The sequence below is a fragment of the Bacillus sp. FSL R5-0560 genome, assembly GCF_037966305.1.
GTDB lineage: Bacteria > Bacillota > Bacilli > Bacillales > Bacillaceae > Bacillus > Bacillus mojavensis.
This window is the reverse complement of record NZ_CP150195.1, coordinates 385,324-411,862: the sequence shown is the minus strand read 5'-3', so window position 1 is coordinate 411,862 and position 26,539 is coordinate 385,324. Positions and strand designations below refer to the sequence as shown.

Sequence of the window (26,539 nt, the reverse complement as noted above, 5' to 3'; positions counted from 1 at the left end):
ATAAAAGGAGGCGCTTCTTTGGACATCCGTCAGCTGCGATATTTCATTACCATTGCCCAAGAACAAAAGATCACCTCTGCCGCCAAAAAGCTCCATATGGCGCAGCCGCCGTTAAGCAGGCAGCTCAAACAGCTTGAGGATGAGCTGGGTGTTGTATTGTTTGACCGCAATAAGAAAAAACAAATGACCCTTACATATGAAGGAAGCATTTTTCTCAAAAGAGCCAAAGAGATTCTGCACAGGTTTGAAGATGCAGTCATAGAGGTGCAAGAGCTCAGGGAGGAGGTTGCCGGCACGCTGGCTGTGGGTTCGACGATTTATTGTGCGGCTCTAATGCTTGAGAAAGTGACGCAAATGAAAGAAAGATATCCGCACCTCACCTTTAATATTTGGGAAAACGAGCCGGCAACGCTGTTAGAGCTGCTGGAAAGCCGGCAAATCGACGCCGCTGTCACGACAACCATGATAAAAAGCGATACCGTACAATTTAAAAAGCTTGACGACATTCCATGTGTGCTCGTTCTTTCTGATGATGCCGGGTATACATGCGGAGACACCATCCAAATGGAGGATATCCCTTCTTTCCCGCTGATTCTGCTGCGGCCTGTGAACGGAAAAGGTGTTTATAATCAGGTCATGAATGAATTTCAGCGTCTTCAGCTGGAGCCGCGTATTGTTTGTGAATGCCACGACTCAGCAACACTGCTCAGTCTCGTCTCATCAGGATTTGGCGCGTCCATATTGCCCGTCACCATGATTCCTGTTCATATGAGAAACCATATTCACACAGTTAAAATTAAAAACAATCCCTTCGTTATGACACCGGCTGTCATGTGGAGAACTGACAGTTATTTGCCAAAACCGGTGCAGCAATTTTTGAATTTATTTTAAGTGTTTTTGTCTCATGAAAACCAAATACTTGACTCATACTAAAAAAAAGTTATCCTTTAGATTTGTAAGCTATTTTTTTATTTCAATAAAATTAATCAGAAAAGTGGGGAATAGAATGAAAAAAGCACTTTTAGCTTTATTCATGGTCGTAAGCATTGCAGTTCTCGCAGCTTGCGGAGCAGGAAATGACAATCAGTCAAAAGATAACGGAAAAAACGGCGATCTTTGGGCTTCAATTAAGAAAAAAGGCGTACTGACAGTCGGTACAGAAGGAACGTATGAACCGTTCACTTATCATGACAAAGACAATGACAAGCTGACTGGCTATGATGTGGAAGTCATCACAGAAGTCGCAAAACGCCTTGGACTGAAAGCCGAATTTAAGGAAACACAGTGGGACAGCATGTTTGCCGGCCTGAATTCCAAACGGTTTGACGTCGTTGCCAACCAAGTCGGAAAAACAGATCGTGAAGACAAATATGATTTCTCAGACAAATACACAACATCAAGAGCCGTTGTCGTGACGAAAAAAGACAACAACGATATTAAGTCTGAAAAAGACGTAAAAGGAAAAACGTCAGCTCAATCACTGACAAGCAACTATAACAAACTAGCTACAAATGCCGGCGCGAAAGTAGAAGGCGTCGAAGGCATGGCGCAGGCCCTTCAAATGATCCAGCAAGGCCGCGTCGACATGACGTACAACGATAAGCTCGCCGTATTAAACTATTTAAAAACATCAGGCAACAAAAACGTAAAAATCGCGTTTGAAACAGGCGACCCTCAGGAAACGTATTTCACGTTCCGTAAAGGAAGCGGCGAGGCTGTCGACCAAGTCAACAAAGCATTAAAAGAAATGAAAGAGGACGGGACTCTTTCTAAAATCTCTAAAAAATGGTTCGGCGAAGATGTTTCTAAATAATATTCCGGCACTGACGCTTGGCACGGCGATCCCGTGGGATCTGGTGCAGCAGTCATTCTGGCCGATACTTGCAGGGGGAATCTACTATACGATTCCCCTTACGATTCTTTCCTTTATATTCGGAATGATACTGGCGCTGATTACGGCGCTTGCCAGAATGTCGAAAATGAGACCTTTGAGATGGGTGTTCAGCGTATACGTATCCGCCATACGCGGCACGCCACTTCTCGTTCAATTGTTCATCATTTTCTATCTGTTCCCGGCCTTTAACATTACACTAGATCCTTTTCCAAGCGCAGTCATTGCCTTTTCCTTAAACGTCGGCGCCTATGCATCTGAAATCATCAGGGCATCTATTTTATCCGTGCCGAAGGGACAATGGGAAGCTGGCTATACAATTGGCATGACACACCAGAAGACGCTGTTCCGCGTCATTTTGCCACAGGCGTTTCGTGTGTCAATCCCGCCATTATCCAATACCTTTATCAGCCTGATCAAAGATACATCGCTTGCATCTCAGATTCTCGTCGCTGAGCTGTTCAGAAAAGCTCAGGAAATCGGCGCGCGGAATCTCGATCAGATCTTAGTCATTTATATTGAAGCGGCCTTTATTTATTGGATGATCTGCTTCTTGCTTTCGCTCGTCCAGCATGTCATCGAACGGCGTCTTGACCGCTACGTGGCCAAATAAGGAGGTTCCGAGTATGCTTTCCGTTACAGGATTAAACAAATCATTCGGTCAAAATGAAATTTTAAAACAGATAGATATGAAGATAGAAAAAGGAAAAGTCATCGCTATACTTGGGCCTTCCGGTTCAGGGAAAACGACGCTGCTTCGCTGTCTGAACGCGCTGGAGATCCCGAATCGCGGGGAGCTTGCATTTGATGATTTCTCCATCGATTTTTCAAAGAAAGTGAAGCAGTCGGATATCCTTCAGCTCCGCCGGAAATCGGGAATGGTGTTTCAGGCGTATCACCTCTTCCCTCACCGCACAGCCCTTGAAAACGTCATGGAGGGCCCTGTTCAGGTGCAAAAACGCAACAAGGCAGAGGTCAGAAAAGAAGCGATTCAGCTTCTGGAAAAAGTCGGATTGAAGGACAAAATGGATTTATATCCGTTCCAGCTTTCCGGAGGCCAGCAGCAGCGCGTCGGGATTGCCCGCGCACTGGCCATTCAGCCGGAGCTGATGCTGTTTGACGAACCGACCTCAGCGCTTGACCCTGAGCTTGTGGGTGACGTGCTAAAGGTTATCAAGGATTTAGCCAATGAAGGCTGGACCATGGTCGTTGTTACCCATGAAATCAAATTCGCCCAGGAAGTGGCGGACGAAGTCGTCTTCATTGACGGCGGCGTCATCGTGGAGCAGGGGCCGCCGGAGGAAATCTTCTCCGCCCCAAAAGAAGAACGGACCCAGCGGTTTTTGAATCGGATTTTGAACCCGTTGTAAAATCCAAAACAGGGCGCCTGCCGGCGGCCCTGTTTTTTTGTTGAGCCTTGTTCGCCTATTCCGCGCTTCTGTCAGATATGCTACAATGACAATCGATTGATTTTTACGAAAGAAGGGACTTCACGTGAAGCGAGAACTTGTTCTGCGCTGGACATTTTATTTTGCCGGTCTGCTTATTTTGTCTTTTGGTGTATCCCTTACGATAGAAGGAAAAGCGCTAGGGATCAGTCCGTGGGATGCATTTCATTACAGCCTGTTTCAGCACTTCGGGCTTACGATCGGCCAGTGGGCCATCATTATAGGTGCGATCATCGTTGGGTTGACGTCATTGTTTACGAGAGCTTGGCCAAAAATCGGAGCGATACTGAACATGCTGCTCATCGGTATTTTTATAGATTTTTTCAATTTTCTCCTGCCTGAACCCTCCGGTTACATGGCTTCCGCTATTGTCTTCTCTCTCGGCGTGCTGCTGATTGGCTACGGCGTCGGTGTTTATGTATCAGCAGGTCTTGGTGCAGGCCCGCGTGATTCACTGATGATGCTGATTTCAGAAAAAACCGGCTGGAATGTGCAATGGGTGCGAAACGGCATTGAAATCACGATTTTGTTCGCGGCATGGGGCATGGGCGGACCGATTGGGATCGGAACCATTTTGACTGCGATCCTTACTGGGCTGATTTTGCGTTTTTCATTGCCGCAGTCCACACAATTATTACAATATGCTATGGCGAGACGGACAGCCGCTGCCAAAGCGACTCCGCCTCTGCACTAATCTACTGATACACAAAAACCGGACCAATTACATTTGTCCGGTTTTTTGCTTTTCACTCATGTTCTGCAAGCTTGTCTCATAGATTGGTACTATCTCATATAAGAGAAATACAAGAGACGGCAGGTATCATAATGGAAGTTATCCAACAATTTGCTAGACGCTCCTTCAGCATATTGCTCTTTTTCTTTCTACTCTATTGTTTCATCCTCCTTGAACCCGACAAGCTTTCTATTTCTGTTCCGAATTCCCTGCTTAACGTCAATACCATTTTTCTGAGTATTTTACTTGAGTCCATTCCTTTCATCATGCTCGGCATCTTTTTTTCATCACTGATTGACTTGTTCATATCCGATCAATGGATGACCAAATGGATCGTGAAGAACCCATATGGCGCAATTGGCTCCGCTCTCTTGATCAGCATTCTTTCTCCAGTGTGTGAATGTGCGGTGATTCCAGTGGTGCGCCGTCTGATCCAAAAAGGCATGCCTCTGCACGTCGGTACGGTCATTTTAGTCGGAGCTCCTATCTTAAATCCGATTGTCGTATTGTCCACCTACTATGCATTCAGCAAGAACCTGGAGCTTGTCTATGCGCGCTTCGGGCTGGCCGTCGTCATTTGTATCATCACTGGCCTTATGATGTATTGGTTATTCAGAAAGCAATCAATGCTGAAAGAATCTACATCAGACGCGCGGACAGAATACACCCCGCAGCAGCACAGAAACCGCTTGAGATCTATCGTTACCCATGCGATTGAGGAATTCTTCGACATGGGCAGATATTTAATCGCCGGCGCATTTATCGCCAGTCTTTTTCAAACCTTTTTAAATCGGGGAGCTCTCGCTGAACTGGGAACGAGTGATCTGTCAGGTTCGGCTGTCATGATGGGACTTGCATTTGTCCTTTCACTCTGCTCGCATGCGGATGCTTTTGTCGCTTCTACATTCGCCGGCACTTATTCTCACGCTTCCCTTCTCTCCTTTTTGCTGTATGGCCCGATGCTTGATTTGAAAAATATGTTTGTATATGCTTCATGTTTCAAAAAACGCTTTGTGATCGCATTTTTTCTGATCATTTCAGCTTCGGTGCTTGGAATCGCATGGCTCTATGGTGTCATATTCGGATAAAGGGTGGTTGAATTGAAACATACTGCAATGTATTCTTTTGAAGCTGTGGTTCGCGGACTTCTATTAATCGGCTTTGCTTTTATGACCTTAAAACTTTATCTGACAGGCGACATTTTACATTTCATTTCTCCCCGCATGATTTGGTTTACAAAGTTCTTTATCTTAACTGCTTTTACACTCGGGATATTGTCAATCATGTGGCGAAAACAAGACAATCGGTACAGCTGCTCCGTCTGTGCATGCAGTCATCAGCATTCACAGACTCACCCATGGCTGTACAGCTTTTTTCTGATACCTATCGCATCAGGCTTCCTTTTCCCAAACCATGTTTTGACAAATGAAATCGCCCAAAACCGAATGTTTTCCACAAATGGTTCGAAAAGCATTGATGACATCAAATCAGAAACAAAAGCTGGTGATGAAGGAACGACTTCTACACTTCCAAGCGGCTATGAAAAAGAACTGGCGCGGCAAATGGAGCAAGAAGAAACGATATCTGTAGTGGATAAATATTATGTTCCGGTCGTTCATCTTTTGATGGAGAATCCGGAATCTTATGAAGGAAAGGAGATTCATATCAAAGGGTTTGTCTATTTTGACGAACAGCTGAACCGCTATATTATCGGCCGTTATGGAATATCATGCTGTATCGCCGATGCCACGGTTTACGGGCTGCCGGTTGGTTTCTCTAAAAAACCTGATATTAAGGAAGGCGAATGGGTTTACCTAACGGGAAAGCTTACAACGATCGATCAGGACGGCGAACGTCTTCCAAACATTTCTGTGACAAACACACAAAAAATCAGCACACCTAAAAGCCCTTATGTATATGAGATCATCGAGGATCTTACTCCGAAGTAAATCAAAATATGATAGGATGGTTTTGACAATCTTTTGCAGACGGAGGATCTAGAATGAAAATTTACGGAATTTATATGGACCGCCCGCTTTCACAGGCAGAATCGGATCGGCTGATGTCTTTCGTTTCCGCTGAAAAACGGGAGAAATGCCGGAGATTTTATCATAAAGAAGATGCTCACCGCACCCTGCTGGGAGATGTGCTTGTCCGCTCTGTCATCAGCGAGCAGTACCAGCTGAATAAAGCCGATATCCGCTTCAGCGCGCAGGAATACGGGAAGCCTTGCATCCCTGACCTCCCCGATGCCCACTTTAACATTTCCCACTCTGGCCATTGGGTCATCGGCGCATTTGATTCAGATCCGATCGGCGTCGATATTGAAAAAATGAAGCCAATCAGCCTCGGGATTGCCGAACGTTTCTTTTCAAAGACCGAGTACAGCGATCTTTTATCCAAACATAAAGACGAGCAAAACGATTATTTTTATCATTTATGGTCTATGAAAGAAAGCTTTATCAAGCAGGAAGGCAAAGGCCTGTCGCTGCCGCTTGATTCTTTCTCCGTGCGTCTGCATGAGGATGGCCGAGTATCTGTCGAGCTTCCGGAACATCATACGCCTTGCTTTATCAAAACGTATGAGGTAGACCCCGGCTATAAAATGGCCGTGTGCGCCGCCCGCCCTGATTTCCCGGAGGACATCACGATGATCTCGTACGAAGCCCTTTTATAAATGGCTCATCAAAAGCTTAATGCCTCGCTCAATATCTTCCGTCTTTACATTGGAAATATTGATTTTTAATAGATTTTCTTTCGGATAGTCTGATAAATAATGGCGGTCAATTGCTTCAAGGAGAACCTCCTGCTTTTTCGCCTTTTGAATCACTCTTGATGCCGGCAGATCCTCAGGCAGCACCAGATGGGTATGCATGCATGGGGCTTGGCCGCTGGAAAATATAAAGCGGCCGCGGCTCGATTGTCCGTGTGTTTGGATGGCTTCATGAAGTCTGAGGGACCGTTCCTTATAGGAATTTCTGATTTTTTCCTTGTGCCTGCCGAACATTCCGCTTTTGATGTAAATTTCTAACGCAGCTTGAGAAATCATCGAGCAGTCAATATCGTTCAGCTTTTTATACGTATGAAATGTGTCAGTCAGCACATCCGGCAAAACGGCGGCACCCACGCGAAGACCGGGAAACATCATTTTTGAAAAGCTTTTTAAATAAATCACATGTGAGGACAGATCGTATGCGTACAGCGGGTCTGCCTTTTTATTTTCCTCAAGATCACCAAGGTAGTCATCTTCAACAAGATAGACGTCATAGGCTTCTGCCAATCTCACCAGCTCTTGTTTGTCCCGTTCGGCCAGTGAACTCCCAAGCGGGTTATGGAAGCGTGGCATCGTATAAAAAAATTTGATCGGTTCTGTTTGAAACAGCCGCTCGACTTCTGCTAAATCAAGCCCCTCCTCCGTTCTTTTTATCCCGATGGCGGGGATGCCCAGTGTCTCCAGCTGTTCAATCATCAAATGATAGCCTGGCTGTTCAATGGCGATCGTCTTTTTCCCATTGGGAAACGGCATTGCACACAGCAGGGAGAGTGCCTGCTGTACGCCGGATGTGATAAACATATGCCTCTCGTCCGCAAATACCTGCTGATCAGCAAACAGCTTTCGCAGAACAGAGATGAGCGACGGGAGGCCCTTCGGTGTTCCGTATAGAAACAAATCACGCTTGTATGTATCAATCGCTTTGTTGATGCAATGCTGAAAATCCACATACGGAAAAATATCAGGGTCTGGCGCAGATGTTGCAAAGTCGATTGGGCCTGCCTTGCCGTGATGCGGCTTCTTCGTCTTTTTCACAAGATAATAGCCGCTTTTCGGAACAGAATAGATGAGATGACGTTTTTCCAGCTCTTGCAGCGCGCGGATCACCGTGCTTTTGCTGACTTGATAGCGGGTAGACAGCTGCCGGATGGAAGGAAGCCTGTCTCCTTCTTGATAGACACTGCCTTGCATCATTTCCTCTATCTTTATTAAGAGACTGATATACTTCTCCATTCTTTCTCCCCCTGTTTTGTACCGGTACAGTTCATTGTTTTTCTCATTGTACCGTTCCGATCCTCCCCATACAATAAAAGGGAGCGGCCGGCTCTATTATTTATATAAAGGAGCACTTCCTGTATGTATAAAAATCAGCAAACCTCAGCTTATCTTGCAGCGTTGTTAAATGCATTAATTATCGGTTTATCCTTTCTTTTCGTGAAGATCGCCCTGCAATCGGCAGAACCGTTTGATATTCTTGCACATCGGTTCACCCTTGCGTTTGCAGCAGCTACTATCCCTGTCTTATTCGGATGGGTGAAGCTGTCCATCCGTTTAAAAGATGTAATGGCGATTTTGCCGCTCGCCCTGCTGTATCCGGCACTGTTTTTCAGCTTTCAGGCATTTGGCCTGGTGTACTCGTCATCCTCCGAAGCCGGGATCATTCAAGCAGCGATTCCGATTTTTACAATGGTTTTTGCCGCTTATTTTTTAAAAGAGCGATCGACGTGGGCCCAAAAAGGGTTCACCGTGTTATCAGTTGCGGGTGTCATGTTTATTTTTGTGATGAAGGGCGTGAACGTGGAATCGGCCAGCCTAAAGGGGTCTGTACTCATTCTATTGTCCGCGCTGTCTTCAGCTATGTACAATACCGCCGCAAGAAAAATGACACAGCGTTTCCGGCTGATGGAGCTTACCTACATCATGTCAGCGATCGGATTTGTCGTCTTCAATGCCATCGCTTTGGTGCGTCACGGTGCTTCCGGAACGGTCGGCACTTACTTCCATCCATTCAGGGAGCCCGGCTTTATCCTCGCGATTGTGTATTTGGGCGTGTTATCTTCGCTCGTGACTTCGTTTATGTCCAACTATGCGCTGTCCCGGATTGAGGCGTTTAAAATGAGCGCTTTTAATCATTTGTCCACCATCGTGACGATGATTGCCGGAGTTGCGATTCTGAACGAAAGCCTAGCCTGGTATCACCTTGCTGGTGCGGTTTGTATTATCATCGGCGTGCTAGGAAGCAATGCCGGTCTCCGAAAAAGAAAGCAAACCGAAAAATCCATTTCTATGAACAAATGAGATGTTATGTTAGAGTTGAAGGAAAAATGGTTTGAGGTGCAGTGTAAGAATGATTCAACACAGTGTCTTCCTAGAGGGAGCCATATCATTACAAGATATGAGATGTTACTTTTTATACCGGCAAAGAATATCAGCATTGTTTTCTTTTATTTATATTTTTCTTTTATCTTTATTGGTGTATTCACTTTATGGATTTCCGTTTACCGTTTATGACAGCGAAACACTTGAAGTGATATATAATGGTATTTTCATAGCCATTCTATCTTTAATCTTTACATTGCTTTTGATTGCTTTTCATTATATGCGGCTGCGTACCAGCTATAAGAACAATACACGGCTAAAACGCAAAAGGACATATACCATGAACCGGCAAGGCATTCAAATTCAATCCAAAAACGATGTTACGTTGTTTGAATGGGATGAAATAAGGGCAGTTGCAGAATATAAACACTTATTCTCTATCAAAACTTCTAGTCACCAGGTCATCTTAGTTCCTAAACGTTTTTTTGTATTCGAAAATGAGCTCCACTCATTCAGACAGCTTGTAAAAGAACATGTACGTGCCAAAAAAGGAAAACGACAAACTTAAAAGAGGGTGTTCCCTCTTTTATTTAATGAGATATTTTATCTTCTTTCCATCGAGTAACATTCTCTTCAGCTAATGGAGATTAATTTTCAACACTCTCTTCGTTATGAAAATGCTTGTTTTTTTTGATTGGCACCAGCTCCAATAATGCTGATAAACATACCAGCACCAAACACACAACCATAATCAGCAAATAATTATGATTCATATCAAAAAACAATCCGCCCACATACACACTGAGAGCGCCGGCGAATTGATGGATAAAGAAATTGATGCCTAGGAGCGAACCGATTAGCCCGGTTTGAAAGCTTTCAGAAATGGACGCAGCGGTCAGCGGAATCACGCCTGTGTAGCTGAGCCCGAATAACAGCGTAAAGCCCAGGTACCAAAGCTCACTGTTATGAATGCCGAGCGCGGGAATGAGCAGGCAGATCAAGCTAATGAGACGAATGAAAAACAAAATGGAGAGCATCACGCTTCTGCTGCCAAGCAAATCTGACAGCCAGCCTGCCAATAATCCCCCAATGATAATAAACGCCCCGAACGCAGCCATCATTCCGTTGATATGAGAGACATGCGCATCCTCCAGCATGGGAACGAGATGAGCATCAATGATTCCCATTGTAAATCCGCACGTAAATACGCCGAAGTACAGGATATGAATGAGGCGGGACTGCTTTAACACCTTCCAAAATCCTTGCCAGTCATAAGATTTTTTCACGGACTGTCCTTGGACATTGGGAGGGTGCTTCATTCCGAAGGCCAAAAGAGGCAGCAGAACAGCAGCTAAGAAAATGCCCAATATCGTATACGTAGTTTGCCAGCCTGCATAGTAAGGAGCTGCAGCCCAAACTGGTGACAGCAGCAGCAAACCGGCTGAATTTGCATTGGTCAAAATGGCGAGCGCCAAGCCTTTATGCGTGTCAAACCAGCGGCTGATAAAATACTGGGTCGTCACGCCAACCGCGCAGGAATAGCCAATTCCGCCGAGCACACCGTAGATCACGGAAAATATATGGACATTCGGTGAATGCGGGAGCGCCAAAAAGCTTGCGCTGATACAGATGGCGCCGATCCCCATAATCTTTCTGACGCTGAACCGGTCAAGAAAAAAGCCGACAAAAAACTGAACGACACCCGTCGTGATCATAAAAATGCTGACGGAAGCCGAAATCAGCGACCGGTCGGCGTGAAAGGTCTCTGCCATCGGGAGCATAAAAAATTGAAAGGAATTTCTGAATGAGTTCATTCCGATGGCGAAGACAAACGTGAACAGCAATACAAACCATTTCATCTTAGGAGACGCGTGAAGGATGTGCCGAGACATTTTTTCCTGACCTACCTTTATTTGAGTATTGCGACTATTATATCATGAAAAAATTTACATTCTATATCAAAAAAGCGAACAGCACAGCGCTGTTCGCTTCTTCATCAGGAACTGGAAATCGGATGCTGATTCAAAATCGCAAATATCCGTTCAGCCACTTCCTCCGTATGTGACAGCAGAAACATATGCCCGCCGTCAAATTCATGGAACGTGGTATGGTTCGCCCACTTCTTCCAACCTTCCGCATCCCGGATGCATTTTTCGTCATCCAGTCCGTTAAAGACATGGACCGGCGATTGGATCGGTGTCATGTCGTAAAGTTCGAATTGTTCAAGCGCACGGTAATCCGATCTGAACGAAGGCAGGAAAAATGACATGACTTCCTTATTTTCAACGAGCTCTGCAGGCATTCCGCCTAATTTCATAATATGATTGAGAAATTGATCATCAGGCAAATGCGATACTTTTTTCCGTTGAATATGCGGCGGCTGAATCGCAGAGATAATCACGGCCTGCGGAAAAATGCCTTCACGCTCCAGTTTTTGCGCCAGCCTGAAGGTGATCATGCCGCCCATGCTATGCCCGAACAGCACAAACGGCCGATCTGGATGCAAATGTAATTCTTGCTTGTACAAATCAGTCAGCTGCTCGAGATCCTCAACGGCTGACGTTTGATTCGTGCCGTGCCCCGGCGGTTCAGCTGCGAGCATTTCACACTCCCCCTGCAAAAAAGCATGGAGAGGGCGAAATGACGCCGAGTAGCCGCCGGCAAACGGAAAACAGATGAGCTGCGTTTTTTCCGACGCATCAAATGATTTGAACAGTTGGCTCATTGGCCGGCTCCCCCTTTCATCGCTTCCTTAAGAAAGCGTTATGGTTTGTTTATTTAGAAATTCGCGCAAAATCCCGGCATTCCTATCAAGACATTCGCCCTGCAGCATTTCGGCGTGTGTTCCGAAGCCTTTTTTCACCCGGTAAGCGCCCGTTGTCGCCTCTTCCCACGAGGAAAGCCATTCGGGCATTTCAAAGTCAAGATCAGAGGTCAGCAAATCAATGTCTGCTTTTACTTGGCCCGAGCTGATCAGGTTGACGTAGTATGAGTAGAAGGCATGTGTTTTTTTCTTGAGCCCCTGCTTGACGGCTTCACTGTTGAGCGCTTCATTGTCCCGATTTACATTCATCAGGGCTTCGACATCGTTTTCGACCGTGCGTCCGTCCAGATCACTGACGCCTTGTTTTTTATAGGAATCCACCATGATGATCCGCTGTACGGTGCGTCCTTGCTCTTCAAGTTTTTTAGCCGCTTCAAACGCCAGGCTGCACCCTGCTGAATAACCGAACAGTGTCACAGGCCCTTCCGGCTGAAGCTCCTTGATCAGAGCGGCATACCGGTCAAGACGGTTTTCCTCTTCAATAAAGTCAAAGGCGCACAGCTTGTATGACGGCAAGTGCTTGGCCAGGTTCTGATACATTAAGCCATATCCCAATACCGGAGGAAACGCGAAAATGATGTCATCCTGATCCGGATTCATGATTGTTACGTCCTGAAGTCCTTCTGAGCCCCCGTTTTTCAGGTATGCAGAAATGCCGGCAATCGTCGGCGCTTCAAACAAAAGCTTCACCGGAAGGTCAATTCCGAGCTCTTTTTTGATGCGGGAAGCGGCTGTCATCGCCTTTAAGGAATGACCGCCATGCTCGAAGAAATCGTCGTGGATGCTGACTTGCTTTCTCCCGAGAATCTCGGACCAGATTTGTGCAATTGTTTCTTCCGTTTCATCTCGAGGCCCAATCCATTCTTGCGTTATCTGATTTGGCTCCGGTTTTGGCAACAGACGTTTATTGACTTTTCCGTTTGTTGTTAAAGGAAGCTCGTCCAAGAACGTAAATGTCTGCGGCACCATATAAGCAGGAAGCTGTTTTTTCAGATGTGCCTTAACGTCTTCTGCTGAAAGCTGCGTCCGGTTCACGAGGTAGGCGTTGATTGATGCGTCCCCAGACTCATGGCGGTCCACTACGACAACCGCGTCTTTTACCCCGGGATATTCCTGCAGCTGCTTTTCGATTTCTTCCAGCTCGATCCGGTGCCCCCGTATTTTCACTTGATCATCAATACGGCCGGCGTATTCAATCGTTCCGTCAGGCAGCCAGCGAGCGAGATCCCCGGTTCGGTAAAGTGTTTCTCCGGGTTTGAACGAGTTGGCGGTAAATTTCTGCTTTGTCAGCTCGTCACGGTTAACATAGCCTTTTGATACGCCCATTCCGCTGATGCATAGTTCACCGACCGCTCCGAACGGCTGGAGCTGATTTGATTCATTGAGAATATAAACACTCGCATTGCTGATCGGCTTTCCGATTGGCAGAGAGGAGATAGTTCCCGGAATCTCGTGCACGACGTGAGCCGTTGCAAACACCGTGCCCTCAGTCGGGCCGTAGCAGTTAATCAGCTTGCCCGGCCCCATGATCTTCAGTGCTTTCCTGACGTGAGGCACAGACGCGCGTTCTCCTCCGAATAACACACAGCGAAGCCCCTTCAGCCAATCCTCTCCCGCATCTGTGAGAAGATTAAATAAAGCTGTGGTCGCAAACATGACGCTGACATTCTCTTGGCGGATGAGACTCGTGAGACGCTCTGGATCAAGCAGTGTATTTTCATCAGCAATAATCAGTCTTGCTCCATTCAGAATGGAAGCGTAGAAATCAAAGGTAAATGCGTCAAAAGCGTAATTCGATACAGATAAGAACGTGTCTTTTTCAGAAAACGTCATGTAATCAACGTGCTTCACTAATCCTTGAATATTGGCATGCGTCGTGATATTTCCCTTTGGTTTTCCGGTTGTGCCTGATGTATACATGATATACGCCGCATCATCAGGTGCAATCACGGTTTCAGGATCGCTTGCGTCTTCTTCAAAACGGATGGGATCATCAATGATGAGTGTTTGGCCTGTAAACGGTAGCTGATTCGCTTGCTCTTTCATCTCCTGATGTGTAAGCAGACATGCCGCCCCGCTGTCGGTCAGCATATATGAAATTCGGTCATTCGGCAGCTTAGGGTCAACCGGTACATAAGCCGCTCCCGCCTTTAACACACCGAGAATCCCAATCACCAGTTCCAGTGAGCGCTTTGTGTACAATGCAACAACAGAGCCTTTGCCAGCACCTTGCTTTTGCAAACGGCGTGCGAGGCGGTTCGTTTCCTCGTCTAATTCGTGATAGGACAGCGTTCGGCCTGGAAATGTGAGCGCCGGTGCACTTGGATTGACGTCCACCGCCTCCTTGAACCAATCTGTCAGAGGTTTTGGCTCACACGTTTGAGGTGTCGGATTTAAGCCGTTAAGCAAGTACTCTTTTTCTTTTTCATCAATGAAATCAATGGTGTTGACAGGCTGATCGGGATGCTGAATGAGCTGCTGAATCGCTGTGAGAAGCTGGGATTTTAAGCGCAGCATAAACGCTTCATCAAACACATGCTCATTATAGGCAAGCTTGATCAGCATTTCGTCACCCGGGGAGGCCATCAAATTGAGATCATAATTCGACTTCTCAAATACATGAACATCCTCCATATCGAATCCGTTTTGACCGCTTTCTTCATTGCTTGCATCCTGAAGCGGATAATTTTCAAACACGATAATGTGGTCAATCAATTTCGGCTGGTTGGCCTGGCTTTGGATGTCATAAAGCGGCACATATTGATGCGGTTCTGACTCAAGTGACTGTTCCTGAAGCTGCTTGAGCAAACCGTTGAAGGTCATGTTTTCAGCCAATTTCACTCTTCTAGGAACAACGTTGATAAACAGGCCGACCATATGTTCAACGCCTTTGATTTCCGCGGGACGCCCGGAAACGACTGTACCGAAGGTCAAATCGTCAGACCGCTGATAACGGCTGAGCAGTACGCTCCAGACTGCCTGCAAAGCGGTACTCAAAGTGGTGTGCTGAGATTTCGCAAGCTCTGTAAAAGCTTTTGTTTCCGCCTCCGGCAGTGAGAAGAGCAGTTCTTTCGGCTCGTATCCTTCCTTTTGTTTCTTTCTTTGCTCCGCAAACGTCGTCTGTCCTTCAAAGTCTTCCAAGTACTCGCGCCAGTAGCGGAGCGATGCTTGTTTATCCTGCTTTTCAAGCCACTTGATGTATTCCTTATACGGTTTGACAGGCGGCAGACTGTACGGCTTTTGTTCACGCAGGGCGTTGTATACCTTAAACAGATCCTGCACGACGATGCCGAAGCACCATCCGTCCAAAATAATGTGGTGGTAGCTCCACACCCATTCAAAGCTGTTGTCAGCTTTTTTGAAGATGGCTGCTCGCATCGGAATATCACGCGTTAAATCAAAGCCTTTGGTCTTATCCTGTGCTTTGTATTCATTGATTTTATCCGTTTGCTCTCTTTCGGATAAATGTGTCAGATCGATTTCTTCTATATGAAATTGACGTTTTTTTAATACGACTTGAACGGGCCTTTTTACTTTCTCGTGAATGAACACGGTACGAAATACATCGTACCGGTCCATGATGACATTCATGCTCTCTTCAAGGCATTTGATATTAAAGTCGCCCTTTACTTTCATCGTAATTTGTTCAAGGTAAAAGCTCTGGCCGGGATTCAGGATGCTATGAAACAGCATCCCCTCCTGCATCGGCGATAGGTAATACATATCTTGAACCTGATCTTTGCTAAATTGACTCATATGTTTCGCTCCCGCCTTCTGTAATTCCCTTGCATGTTTATTTCAAATTCTCCTCAAGCATGTCAAAGATATCGCCCATCTCATCCATTTCAAGGTCTCCCGCACTGAAGTCGCTCGGTGTGAATTCCTTGTCCTCTTTTTCCGTACAATGGCGGATGATCAGGAGGAGATTTTCTTTAAACCGCTCCATTTGTGCTTCGACCGTTGCTCTTTCATATTCCTTCTCATTGTAGGAGCAAGAAAGAACAAAACGTCCGTTACGGATCATGCCGCTGAAGCTTAAAGCGTACAGGGCTTCTGATTCTTCGCTCACTTGGCGTCCCATATCGAAAGCGGACGGTTCAAAGAAATCCGTTTTCACTTCACTGTCGAATTGGCCTAAATAGTTAAAGCTGATTTCCGGTGTGAAGCCTTGTGCTCCCGCTTGTTCTGTAAAGTAGCGGAGAATGCCGTATCCGACGCCTTTGTCCGGAACGCGGCGCAGGTTTTCTTTGACTGCTTTGATGACCGCCGAGACATCTGTTTCAGACATGTCGAGCACAACAGGATATTGTGCCGTAAACCAGCCAACCGTTCTGGAGATATTCACATTCGGGATGATGTCTTCCCGTCCGTGCCCCTCAAGATTGATGCCGATTTTGACACCGTCTGTCCATTCTTTCATCGTTAATCCGAGCGCGCTGAGAAGAATATCATTGATCTCGGTTCCATATGGCTGATGAACATCTGTTAAGAGGTGTTTAGTGTCTTCTTCATTTAATTCACAGATGACGGATGAGGTATGTTTGACAATCCGCTCCTCTGTTTCATCATCCTTCGGAACAGCAGAAACCTCTTCAGCGTCAATTTGCGCCCAGTATTCAGCCTGCTGCAAAAGGTGTGCTGATTGGCTGAATGCCGCCAATTCTTCTGCCCAATCCTTGAAGGAGTTCGTTTTTTGCGGGAAGACGATTTGCTCTTCTTTCTCCGCCTGCATATAGCCTGATGCAAAGTCTTCAAGTAAAATCCGCCAAGATACGCCGTCGACCACGAGATGGTGTACAGCGATGAGCAGGTGATCCCCTGCTTCCGTGCGGTATAGCTCCCCTTTCAGAAGCGGTCCGTTTTGCAGGTCGAGACTGCTTTGCAGACTGTCAGCGAGAACCTTAATCTGGCTTTTCAGCATATCTTCATCTGAGCCGTACAGATCAACGATTTCGAAGCTGACCTCGCATTCGTCTATCCGTTTATACGCTTGAATGATGTCGCCATTTTCTTCACGGTAGACCATGCGAAGCGCGTCATGATGCTCAATCAGTGCCTGTAATGTCTTTTCAACCCGTTCAGGATCGAAGCCCTTCGCAGAATGAAGCATGACCGACTGATTCCAGTGGTGTTTGTTCGTGAAATTCTTTTCAAAGAACCAGCGCTGAATCGGCGTCAGGATAACTTCGCCCTCCACCGGGCCTTGGTTTGCCTGTTTGCCTTCGGCACGCTCCACGTATTGTGTCAGTTCTTCAATCGTCGGGTGCTGGAAGAGATCCTTCATTTCCAGCTTCCAGCCGTGCTGGTTCAAGCGGCTCGCCATCTGGATTCCTTTAATAGAATCTCCGCCGAGCGAGAAGAAATTGTCGCCGACACCGACTTCAGAAATACCGAGCACGTCCTGCCAAATGCCGGCAAGCAGCTCTTCCATGTCGGTGGACGGTGCTTTGTATTCTCCGCTTCCTGCTTCGATGTCCGGCTCCGGAAGTGCTTTGCGGTCTACTTTTCCGTTTGCAGTAACCGGAAGCTCGTTTAATGTCACCCAGAACGCCGGGATCATGTAGTCTGGCAGAGTTTCCTTGAGCGCCGACTTCAGCGCTTCTATGTCAGCTGTTTCCGGTGTGACATACGCCGCGATCGCTGTATTGCCGCCTTTATCTTTTACAGCTGTCACTGCCGCATCCTGCACCTCAGAAAGCTGGGCCAGCTGCACTTCAATTTCTGACAGCTCGATTCGGTAGCCGCGGACCTTGACCTGCTGGTCGATCCGGCCGATGTATTCGATGCCGCCGCCCGTCCATTTCACCAAGTCGCCCGTTTTGTACATGCGTTCACCCGGCACAAACGGATCTGAGACAAACCGCTTCGCGGTTTCGTCTTCCCTGTTCAGATAGCCCCGCGCCAGTCCGCGTCCCGCCACACAAAGCTCTCCGGTCACGCCCTCCGGCTGAACCTGATGGCTTTCGCTGAGAATGTACACTCTCGTATTGGCGATCGCGCGCCCGATAGAAAGCGAGCCTTCCTCCGGATTGATCTCTGTGCTTGTCGCAACGACGGTGTTTTCGGTTGGCCCGTAGTTGTTGATGAGTTTGTACGGCTGTTTGACCGCACGCTTCAGCTTGTCCCCTCCGGTCAAGAGCACGCGGAGTGACGTGTTCTCTAGCTCCATGAACTGTTCCGCCAGCTGTGTTGGCAGGAAGGTGATCGTCACGCCGTTTGTTTCGAAATAGTCATTCAGGCGGGTGATATCAAGGCGGATCGCTTCATCAATAACGTGAAGCTCAGCGCCGATCGTCCAGGTCGGGAACATCTCCCAAATGGAAGCGTCGAACCCGAAGCCCGCGTACTTCGCACTGCGGTCCTCCGCTGTCATGCCGAACGCGTCATGATGCCAGAAGCACAGGTTGACTAGCGCATGGTGCTCGATCATAACACCCTTCGGCTGTCCGGTCGTTCCTGACGTGTAAATCATATAAGCAAGGTGATCCGCGGTTGTGTCGGTCTGCGGATTTCCCTCATCGTTTTCATCAAGCGGCAGACTCAGGATCGTCCGGTTGCCGTCAAGAAGAATGACCTCGCCCGTATAGCTGTCCGGCACTGAAATGCCTTCCTGTTTCAAGAGAAGCTTCGCACCGCTGTCCTGTAGGATATAATCAATCCGCTGATCCGGATAGTCAGGGTCAATCGGCACAAATGCCGCTCCCGCCTTCAGGACACCAAGCACCGCGGCGGACATTTCAAGCGACGGCTTCGTCAGAATGCCGACGCGTTCATCCGCGCCGATGCCGCAGTCAATCAGAATCCGCGCCAGACGGTTCGCCTTCGCATTCAGCTCGCCGTACGTCCATGACTGCCCGTTATACGTGACAGCCGGGCGGTCTTTATGGCGCTGAACGGTTTCTTCAAACAGCTGATGAACCGTTTTGTCTGTCGGCACAGGCAGCGTTTTTCCTTTCCATGCCTCCAAGAGCGTTTGTTTTTCTGTCTCGTTGACGAGCGACAGGCTGGAAAGCGGCTGGTTTGGATTTTCTGCCACAGCCTGCAATAAGCGGAGGACATATTCGCTCCATTTCTCAGCTGTTTCTCTTGAGAATAGATCCGTCGCATATTCCAGCTGCAGACCGATGCCGTTTTCGTCAGTGAAACCGCCTAATGTCAGATCAAACTTCGATGTTCCCTGATGGGCCTCATAAGGTGAAATCGTGAGATCTTGCAGCTCAAGCTGTTCTTTATCAGGGTTTTCTGTCGTAACCATCACATTAAACAATGGATTTCGGCTCATATCCCGAGGAAGGTCTAACTGGTTGACCAGATCTTCAAACGGATACTCCTGATGCTCAAGCGCTGACAGATTCGTCTCCTTTGCTTGCTCCAGAAGCTCTGCAAATGTCTGCTTTTCTCCTGCTTCCATTCTCAGTGCAAGCGTATTGACGAACATCCCCGGCATGTTTTGCACGTCGGCATTCGTGCGGCCTGCTGTAACCGAGCCGATCAAGATATCCCGCTGTCCGGAGATTTTGCTTAGTAAGACATGGAAGACGGTGTGAAGCACCATATGCAAAGTCGTTCCCGTTTCTGCGAGCAGTTTTTCAATCGCCTTTGCCGTCCCGCTTCCCGCGCGGAAACGGACAGTATCCCCTTCAAAGCTTTGAACAGGCGGTCGGGTGTAATCAAGCGGAAGGTCAAGCTCCGGCAGTTCGCCTGAGAGAACTGATAGCCAGTATTGCTCATGCTCCTTCATCCGTTCTTTCTGTCCGGCTTCATTTTGCCAAACAGCGAAATCCTTATAATGAAGCTTCGGCTCTGGAAGCTGTTCGCCTTTATAAAGCAATGCCAATTCTTTAACGAAAATACCTCTTGATACACCATCCGCGATAATGTGATGCATATCCAATAGAAGCAGATGTTTTTGGTCTGCAATTCGGAGTAATGCCGCGCGAATGAGCGGAGCGTTGCTTAAGTCGAATGGCCTGATAAATTCCTTAATCTTCTGTTCCGCCTCGCCCTCTTCTGCATCAAACACGTGAAGATCAATTGATGCCTCCTCAACAATGCGCTGGACAGGCTCTCCGTCTGCTTCCGTAAATGACGTGCGCAATGATTCATGACGGTTTACGAGCTGGTTAAGTGATTCTCTCAGGCGCGAAATGTGAAGCTCGCCTTCCATCAGAAGAACCGATGGCATATTATAGCTGATCGTCTGCCGGTCAAGCTGATTGAGCACGTACATCCGTTTCTGCGCGGATGACAATGGATACACATCCTGTTTGTCAGCCGGCTTTAACATGTGATAGCCGCCTGATGCTGCCGATTCCTCCATGTAAGCCGCCAGCTGGCGTACAGTCGGCTGCTCGAACAGCGCTTTAAGCGGCACGGTTTTCTCCAATTCCGCCTGTATATTGGCGATGAGCATCATTCCTTTTAGTGAATGGCCGCCTAAATCGAAGAAATTGTCATCGATTCCGATCGCTTCAATGCCGAGTGTTTTCTGCCAGATGCGGCAAAGGCTTTCTTCAAGTGCTGTTTCCGGAGCAGCTGACGCCTCATATCCGGATTGCGCTGCGTTCGGCTTCGGCAATGCGTTTCTGTCGGTCTTCCCGTTTGCCGTGAGCGGGATGACATCTACCTGCACGAAGAAGGCAGGGATCATATGAGACGGCAGTATTTGTGAAAGCTGTTTCCGGAGCTCTGCTTTTTCAATGGCTTGATCCGCCGTATAATACGCGCAAAGCTCTTGAAGCCCGCCCTCAGAAACCGCAAGCACTACCGCTTCTCGAATGTCGCTGAGGCTAAGCATGACCGTTTCAATTTCTTTCGGCTCTATGCGGTAGCCACGGATTTTCACCTGATCATCAGCCCGGCCGATAAATTCAACCGTACCGTCCGCCAGTCTCCGGACGACATCTCCGGTCTTGTACATCAGGCTCCCCGGCGCATACGGGTTTTCAACGAATTTCTCGGATGTGAGCTGAGGACGGCTGAGATATCCTCTGGCAAGCCCCTGTCCTGTGATATATAACTGACCGCTCGCTCCCGGAGGCACAAGCTTCAATGACTCATTTAAGACAAGTGCGCCGGTATTGGCAATCGGCCGTCCGATTGTCGGCCGTTTCGCGAATGTGCCAGGTTCAGTCAGGTCAACCCGTCCGGCAATGGCGCCGATTGTTGCTTCGGTCGGACCGTAGTGATTGATAAATTCGGTATGCCGATATACCTTGCTGAACGCTAGAACATCAGCAGGGATGATCTTTTCTCCTCCCAACACAATCAAGCGCAGGGATTCAAAATGCGGCTCCTTTGTAAAGCTGGCCGTGTTCACCATCGTATGGAACAGGGACGGTGTCAGCTTGATATACGTGATGCCGTGCTCCTTGATATAACGGCCAATCTGATCGGGCGCCGTATAGGTTTCTTTCGGCACAATGTGAAGCTCACCGCCTGCTTGGAGCACAGGGAAAATGCTTGTATAACCCAAGTCGAATGCGTAAGACGAAAGCAAGACAGACTTATCCGTTTTTGTCAGGCCCGCCTCTTTGCTAAACCAAGAAACATAGTTTGTCAGATTGCGATGCTCAATCTGCACACCCTTCGGCTTCCCGGTCGTGCCGGATGTGTAAATGATATATGCAAGATTCTGAGGCCCAGACATCAATTCCGGGCGCTCCTTGTTTTCATTCCGCCAATCCGCTTGATCGATATTGATCGTGGTTCCTTGATATTGCCCTATGGCAGTCATATTTCTTTCATTCACGACTGTAAATCTCGCATCGCTGTCTTCTAATGAATAGCGGATTCGTTCCTCAGGCGTATCCGGATCAATCGGAAGAAAAGCGGCTCCCGCCTTCATGACCCCAAGAATAGCTGTCATTAGGTCAGCTGAACGATCCATGACAACGGCTACGATGTCTTCACTTCCTGCCCCGTGCGCGCGCAAATGATGCGCCAGCTGGTTCGCCTGTTCATCGAGCTCACGATAGGTCAGCTGGTTTCCGCCAGAAATCACAGCCGGATCATCAGGTGTTTGCTGCACCTGTTTTTCGAAAAGTGATACAAACGTGTCTTCGCCAGAATGAGTGGTTTGTTTTTTCTCTTCAAGCAAAGCTGCCGTTTCAGCCGGTGAAAGAATCTCCAAATCAGACAGCCGTACGTTCGGGTTAACCGCAGCTGCTTTGATCAAATTGACAAAGTGGCTGCTCCAGCAGCGGATTGTCTCGTCCTTAAATAAGGCAGTTGCGTAGTCAAAGCTTAAACCGATTTCTTCTTCACGTTCGACAGCTTCCAAGGACAGATCAAATTTCGCCACGTGATGAAGCATAGAATAGGAAGAAATCTTCAAATCTCCTAATTTCAAAGAAGGAATCTCCATGTTCTGCATGTTGAACATAACGCTGAACAGCGGGCTACGGCTTGTGTCCCTTGTGAGCGGCAGCTTTTCAATCAATTCCTCAAGCGGATAGCTTTGGTGCTCGAATGCTTGAAGACTGACCGTTTTGACTTCGTCTAGGAATTGCGCAAAGGTTTTGTCCCCCGCAGGCGCTGTCCGTAATGCCACCGTGTTGACAAACATACCCGGCACACCTTGCAAATCAGGATGTGTTCTGCCCGCAGTCGGTGAGCCGACGATGATGTCATCCTGTGACGCATACTTAGAGAGCAATACATGAAATGCGGCTAAAAGGAACATGTACATTGTTGTGTCTGTTTCTGACAGCAGCGATTTGATTTGAGCCGTGATTTGTTTATCAAGCCCGAACATGACGCGCTCCCCGGAAAAGCTCCGTTCTGCAGGTCGCGGGAAATCCGCCGGAAGGTCAAGAACCGGCAGCTCGCCTTTAAACGTATCCAGCCAGTATGCTTCATCTTTTTGATGATCCGCATGTTCTTTTTGCCAGACAGCGTAATCCTTATAGTGGATCTGCGGGAGCTCCAGATCTGCACCTTGATAGATTTTGGCGAGATCGCCGATGAGAATGCCAGTCGAGCTGCCGTCCGTAATGATATGATGCATATCAATGAGCAGCAGATGGCGTTCTTCTTCAAGCTGGACAAGCTTCGAACGGACGAGCGGCGCGCGGTTTAACTCAAACGGCTGAACAAACGATTTGATCAGCTCCTCCGCGTCTTCTTCCCGTCCCTTGGCAGCCTCCAGCTGGAACGTTATGTTTTTATGAACGGTTTGTACGACTTCTCCGTCTATCATGTCAAACGACGTACGGAGAATTTCGTGCCGATCAATTAATTGCTGAATCGCATGTTCAAGCCGGTCTTTGTTTACTTCTCCCTCCAGCAAAAGTACAGCAGGGACGTTGTAGCTTGTGCTTGCTTGTCCAAGCTGATTGAGGATGTACATTCTCCGCTGGGCCGGGGATACAGGATAATGCTGCTGATAAGGTGCTTGCCTGATCGGTTCAAACGTCTGCTCCTCCTTGCTTTCGCTCTCTTCCAAATACAGTGCCAGTTCTTGAATGGTCGGCTTTTCAAAAAGCACTTTAATCGGTACTTCCTTGTGGAAATGCTCTTGAATTTTCGCCGTCAGCATCATCGCTTTCAGAGAATGTCCGCCGATCATAAAGAAGTTATCTGTAACGCCTGCTTTAACGCCAAGTATCCCTTCCCAAATCTCGGCTAATTTCGTTTCACTCTCTGTTTTGGGTGCTGCATATTCAGACTGCACAGCGTCTGATTGAGGCGCAGGTAGTTCTTTTTTATTGATTTTTCCGTTTGGTGTAAGCGGCAGGCTGTCCATCTGGATCAAATGGGCAGGAACCATATAGTCCGGCAATGATTGTGACAGCGTTTTTCTCAGCCCGCTCACAGACACTTCGCGATCCGCCGTAAAGTACGCGCAAATTTCATTTTCATCCGCTTTGTTCTTGCGAATGATCACGGCAGCCTCTGTCACATGTTCGGCCATGTTCAATTTGTTTTCGATCTCCCCAAGCTCAATCCGGAACCCGCGCACCTTCACCTGGTTATCAATTCTTCCTAAAAACTCGATATTCCCGTCCGGAAGCCATTTCGCCAAGTCGCCAGTTCGATACATTTTTTCACCCGGTCTGAACGGATCTTCGAGAAATTGCTTCTCCGTCAGCTCTGGGAGGTTAACGTAGCCCCGTGCCACGCCGCTTCCCCCGACACACAGTTCACCGGGCACTCCGATCGGCTGCAGACGCTGCTGCTCATCCATGATGTATGCAGTGGAATTTCCGATTGGCTTCCCGATTGGAATTGAACCGCTGTACTCGCGATCAATCAAAAAGCTTGTAGAAAATGTCGTATTTTCTGTCGGGCCGTACCCGTTCCACAGAGAAAGCGACGGCGATGCCTGTTTCACTTTACTTACAATATGCGGCACGAGCGCGTCTCCGCCGATGATTAAATGACGCAGTGTGCCAAACATGCCGGCATCCTTTGCAGCAAGCTGGTTGAATAATGGCGATGTCAGCCACATCGTCGTAATTTTCTGCTCACGCAGGAACGCTGAAAACCGTGTCGCGTCAAGCAGTGTCTCTTTTTTCACCGGATAAAGCGCCGCGCCGTTCAGCAGCGCGCCAAAGACCTCAAATGTGCCGGCATCAAAGCTGACAGCTCCCGTTTGCGCCATGCGGTCTTCTTCATGAACAGGAACGTATCCTGCATTTTTGACGAGACGCAGAATGCTTTTGTGTTCGATCATGACGCCTTTCGGGTTTCCGGTCGAACCTGACGTGTACATGATGTAAGCCAGATCAGTCGGATCGGCGGGCAGATTCAGATTGTCAGCCGTTTCATTCTCTTCAAAGACGCCTTCCAGCGGGAGAACCGGCACTTGCAGCTGATTTGCCTGTTTTGTATAGGCCTCTCCAGCTAAAGCGATCCGAATCGAGCTGTCCTCCGCCATGAAACGGAGCCGATCCTCCGGAAGTGCGGGATCAAGCGGCACATATGCGGCGCCGGCTTTTAAAACAGCCAGTATGGCGGCAACAGTCTCTGCCGAACGGTCATTCATAATGGCTGCTGTTTCACCCTTTTGAAGACCTTGCCCGATAAGCTTTCTCGCCAGACGGTTCGCCGCTTCGTTCAGCTCGCGGTATGTCAGCTCGGCTCCTTCATATACGAGGGCAGTACTTGCAGGTGTCCGCTTTGCTTGTTCTTCAAATACTTGATGAACAGCCATTCCTTCAGGGAGTTCTGTTGAAGTGCTGTTAAAGGTCTCCACAATTTGCCGCTGCTCTTCTTCTCCCACAAGCCCATGCTCACGCACAAAGGCGTCCGGCCGCTCGACAGCGGCTGTCATCATGCGGGTGAGATGTCCTGCTGTCCGTTCAATAAAAGCAGAATCAAATGCAGCGCCGTTATATTTGATTTTGACGGTCCAGGTTTTACCCGGGTAAACAATGAGATTGAAATCAAAGCTTGTTTGTTCAAATGCGCTCTCAACCTTGATAGAGAACCCGAGCCTGTCTTCCATGCTGCCGTTTTCAAGCTCTTGATCAAGCGGATAATTTTCAAAAGCGACAAGATGGTTCAAAAGACTGCTGTCCAAGGCTGAACGTTTTTGAATCTCGTAAAGCGGCACGTAATCGTAGCGCTCCGCCTCCACCGCATGCTGCTGAACAGCTGTGAAAATATCAGCGAATGTAGACTGCCGATCAACCTTTACACGCACAGGAATGGTATTGATGAAGAGCCCCGCCATTGTTTCGATTCCGTTGATTTCAGACGGCCGTCCCGATACGACCGTGCCGAAGACAACATCATTCGTAAAGTTATATTTGCTGAGGACGATTCCCCAGATCGCCTGAAACAGGTTAGGCCCCGTCACTTGATGGCGGTTCGCCGTTTGCTGAATGCGTGCAACCAGTTCCTCATCCCATGTAAATGAGTATTCTCTGTTCACATACTCGTCTTTCTTCTCCGGCAAGCGGCCCGGGAGCACGCTTGGCTGTTCAAAATCCGCCAAGCGTTCGCTCCAGTAGCCTTCCGCTTCTTCATTATCCTGTTTTCCAAGCCACTTAATATAGTCGGAATATGGCTTGCCCTGCCCATTTGCAGGTGCGCGGCCTGCTCTGAGCGCTTCGTAGTTTTGGAACAGGCTTTTCATCAGAACGCCCATGCTCCAGCCGTCCATCATAATATGGTGATTGCTCCAGACAAGATACAGCTGATCTGCATCAAGGCGGAAAACTGCCACCTTGAACAAAATGTCTTTTGCCAGGTTAAAGCCTTGGCGCTGAACGTCTTGTTTGTAACGCTCAATGTGGTCTTTCTGGCGATCCTCGTCTGTATGACTGATATCTTCATAGTGCACCTTTGTCTTGCGTTCCGCTAACACAACCTGACGCGGCTTTTGCAGCTGCTGGTGTACAAATACCGTACGGAGAATATCGTATGACCGGATCAGTTCATTGACGCTTTTCTCAAAGATTTCAAGATCAAAAACACCTTGAATGCCAAGCTCTAATTGTGTGAAGTAAGAGGAAGAATGCGGATCAAGCATCGCATGATACAGCATTCCTTCCTGCATCGGTGTAAGTGCGTACACCTTTTGAATTGATTTTTTGCTCATATG

At 47.9% G+C, this 26,539-nt stretch carries 15 protein-coding genes and 2 pseudogenes; 10 read left to right on the top strand and 7 right to left on the bottom strand.

The window, feature by feature from the left end:
- The first annotated feature begins 18 nt into the window (after positions 1–18).
- The 8 genes from NST56_RS02100 to NST56_RS02065 all read left to right on the top strand — a co-directional run bounded on the left by NST56_RS02100 (position 19) and on the right by NST56_RS02065 (position 6,749).
- Positions 19–891, top strand: a complete 873-nt coding sequence (locus NST56_RS02100) for a LysR family transcriptional regulator (protein WP_229149882.1) — start codon at positions 19–21, stop codon at positions 889–891.
- A gap of 115 nt (positions 892–1,006) precedes the next feature.
- Positions 1,007–1,813: a cystine ABC transporter substrate-binding lipoprotein TcyA gene (gene tcyA, locus NST56_RS02095; protein ID WP_010333004.1), complete on the top strand. Its 807-nt coding sequence runs from the start codon at positions 1,007–1,009 to the stop codon at positions 1,811–1,813.
- Positions 1,800–2,504, top strand: a complete 705-nt coding sequence (gene tcyB, locus NST56_RS02090) for a cystine ABC transporter permease TcyB (RefSeq protein WP_339179624.1) — start codon at positions 1,800–1,802, stop codon at positions 2,502–2,504. The genes tcyA and tcyB overlap by 14 nt, the downstream gene beginning before the upstream one ends.
- Before the next feature lie 13 nt (positions 2,505–2,517).
- A complete protein-coding gene (tcyC, locus tag NST56_RS02085; protein WP_010333002.1) occupies positions 2,518–3,261 on the top strand; it encodes a cystine ABC transporter ATP-binding protein TcyC in 744 nt (247 codons plus the stop codon).
- A 124-nt stretch (positions 3,262–3,385) separates the two neighbouring features.
- Complete coding sequence (locus tag NST56_RS02080) at positions 3,386–4,033, top strand: YitT family protein (protein WP_010333001.1); 648 nt, start codon at positions 3,386–3,388, stop codon at positions 4,031–4,033.
- A 131-nt stretch (positions 4,034–4,164) separates the two neighbouring features.
- On the top strand, positions 4,165–5,160 hold the full coding sequence (locus NST56_RS02075; RefSeq protein ID WP_339179621.1) for a permease: 996 nt from the start codon (positions 4,165–4,167) through the stop codon (positions 5,158–5,160).
- 12 nt (positions 5,161–5,172) lie between these two features.
- Positions 5,173–6,021, top strand: a complete 849-nt coding sequence (locus tag NST56_RS02070) for a TIGR03943 family protein (RefSeq protein ID WP_339179619.1) — start codon at positions 5,173–5,175, stop codon at positions 6,019–6,021.
- Positions 6,022–6,074: 53 nt separating this feature from the next.
- Positions 6,075–6,749, top strand: a complete 675-nt coding sequence (locus NST56_RS02065; RefSeq protein ID WP_010332998.1) for a 4'-phosphopantetheinyl transferase superfamily protein — start codon at positions 6,075–6,077, stop codon at positions 6,747–6,749.
- Here NST56_RS02065 and NST56_RS02060 read toward each other — a convergent pair.
- The gene (locus tag NST56_RS02060) at positions 6,744–8,078 is read right to left on the bottom strand and encodes a PLP-dependent aminotransferase family protein (RefSeq protein ID WP_326201397.1); all 1,335 of its coding nucleotides are present in this window, start codon (positions 8,076–8,078) and stop codon (positions 6,744–6,746) included. The two genes, NST56_RS02065 and NST56_RS02060, sit on opposite strands and share 6 nt — an antisense overlap.
- 123 nt (positions 8,079–8,201) lie before the next feature.
- Between NST56_RS02060 and NST56_RS02055 the strand changes: the two genes are divergently transcribed.
- Both NST56_RS02055 and NST56_RS02050 read left to right on the top strand, forming a co-directional pair.
- A complete protein-coding gene (locus tag NST56_RS02055; RefSeq protein WP_339179613.1) occupies positions 8,202–9,143 on the top strand; it encodes a DMT family transporter in 942 nt (313 codons plus the stop codon).
- A 49-nt stretch (positions 9,144–9,192) separates the two neighbouring features.
- Positions 9,193–9,732 carry a YcxB family protein gene (locus NST56_RS02050; RefSeq protein WP_326196147.1) on the top strand — a complete coding sequence of 180 codons (540 nt, stop codon included), beginning with the start codon at positions 9,193–9,195 and terminating at the stop codon, positions 9,730–9,732.
- Positions 9,733–9,811: 79 nt separating this feature from the next.
- Here NST56_RS02050 and NST56_RS02045 read toward each other — a convergent pair whose 3' ends face one another.
- From NST56_RS02045 to srfAB (NST56_RS02020), 6 genes and pseudogenes are all read right to left on the bottom strand, one after another.
- Complete coding sequence (locus tag NST56_RS02045) at positions 9,812–11,056, bottom strand: MFS transporter (RefSeq protein WP_339179610.1); 1,245 nt, start codon at positions 11,054–11,056, stop codon at positions 9,812–9,814.
- A 104-nt stretch (positions 11,057–11,160) separates the two neighbouring features.
- The gene (srfAD, locus tag NST56_RS02040; RefSeq protein WP_010332992.1) at positions 11,161–11,889 is read right to left on the bottom strand and encodes a surfactin biosynthesis thioesterase SrfAD; all 729 of its coding nucleotides are present in this window, start codon (positions 11,887–11,889) and stop codon (positions 11,161–11,163) included.
- A gap of 27 nt (positions 11,890–11,916) precedes the next feature.
- The gene (gene srfAC / locus NST56_RS02035; protein WP_339179608.1) at positions 11,917–15,744 is read right to left on the bottom strand and encodes a surfactin non-ribosomal peptide synthetase SrfAC; all 3,828 of its coding nucleotides are present in this window, start codon (positions 15,742–15,744) and stop codon (positions 11,917–11,919) included.
- Positions 15,745–15,781: 37 nt separating this feature from the next.
- Positions 15,782–23,314: pseudogene (gene srfAB, locus NST56_RS02030) on the bottom strand (surfactin non-ribosomal peptide synthetase SrfAB); the annotation flags it as partial.
- A complete protein-coding gene (gene comS / locus NST56_RS02025; RefSeq protein ID WP_229150297.1) occupies positions 23,260–23,400 on the bottom strand; it encodes a competence protein ComS in 141 nt (46 codons plus the stop codon). The gene comS and the pseudogene srfAB (NST56_RS02030), both read right to left, overlap by 55 nt.
- A 43-nt stretch (positions 23,401–23,443) precedes the next feature.
- Positions 23,444–26,536, bottom strand: a pseudogene (gene srfAB, locus NST56_RS02020) (surfactin non-ribosomal peptide synthetase SrfAB); the annotation flags it as partial.
- Between the last annotated feature and the right edge of the window lie 3 nt (positions 26,537–26,539).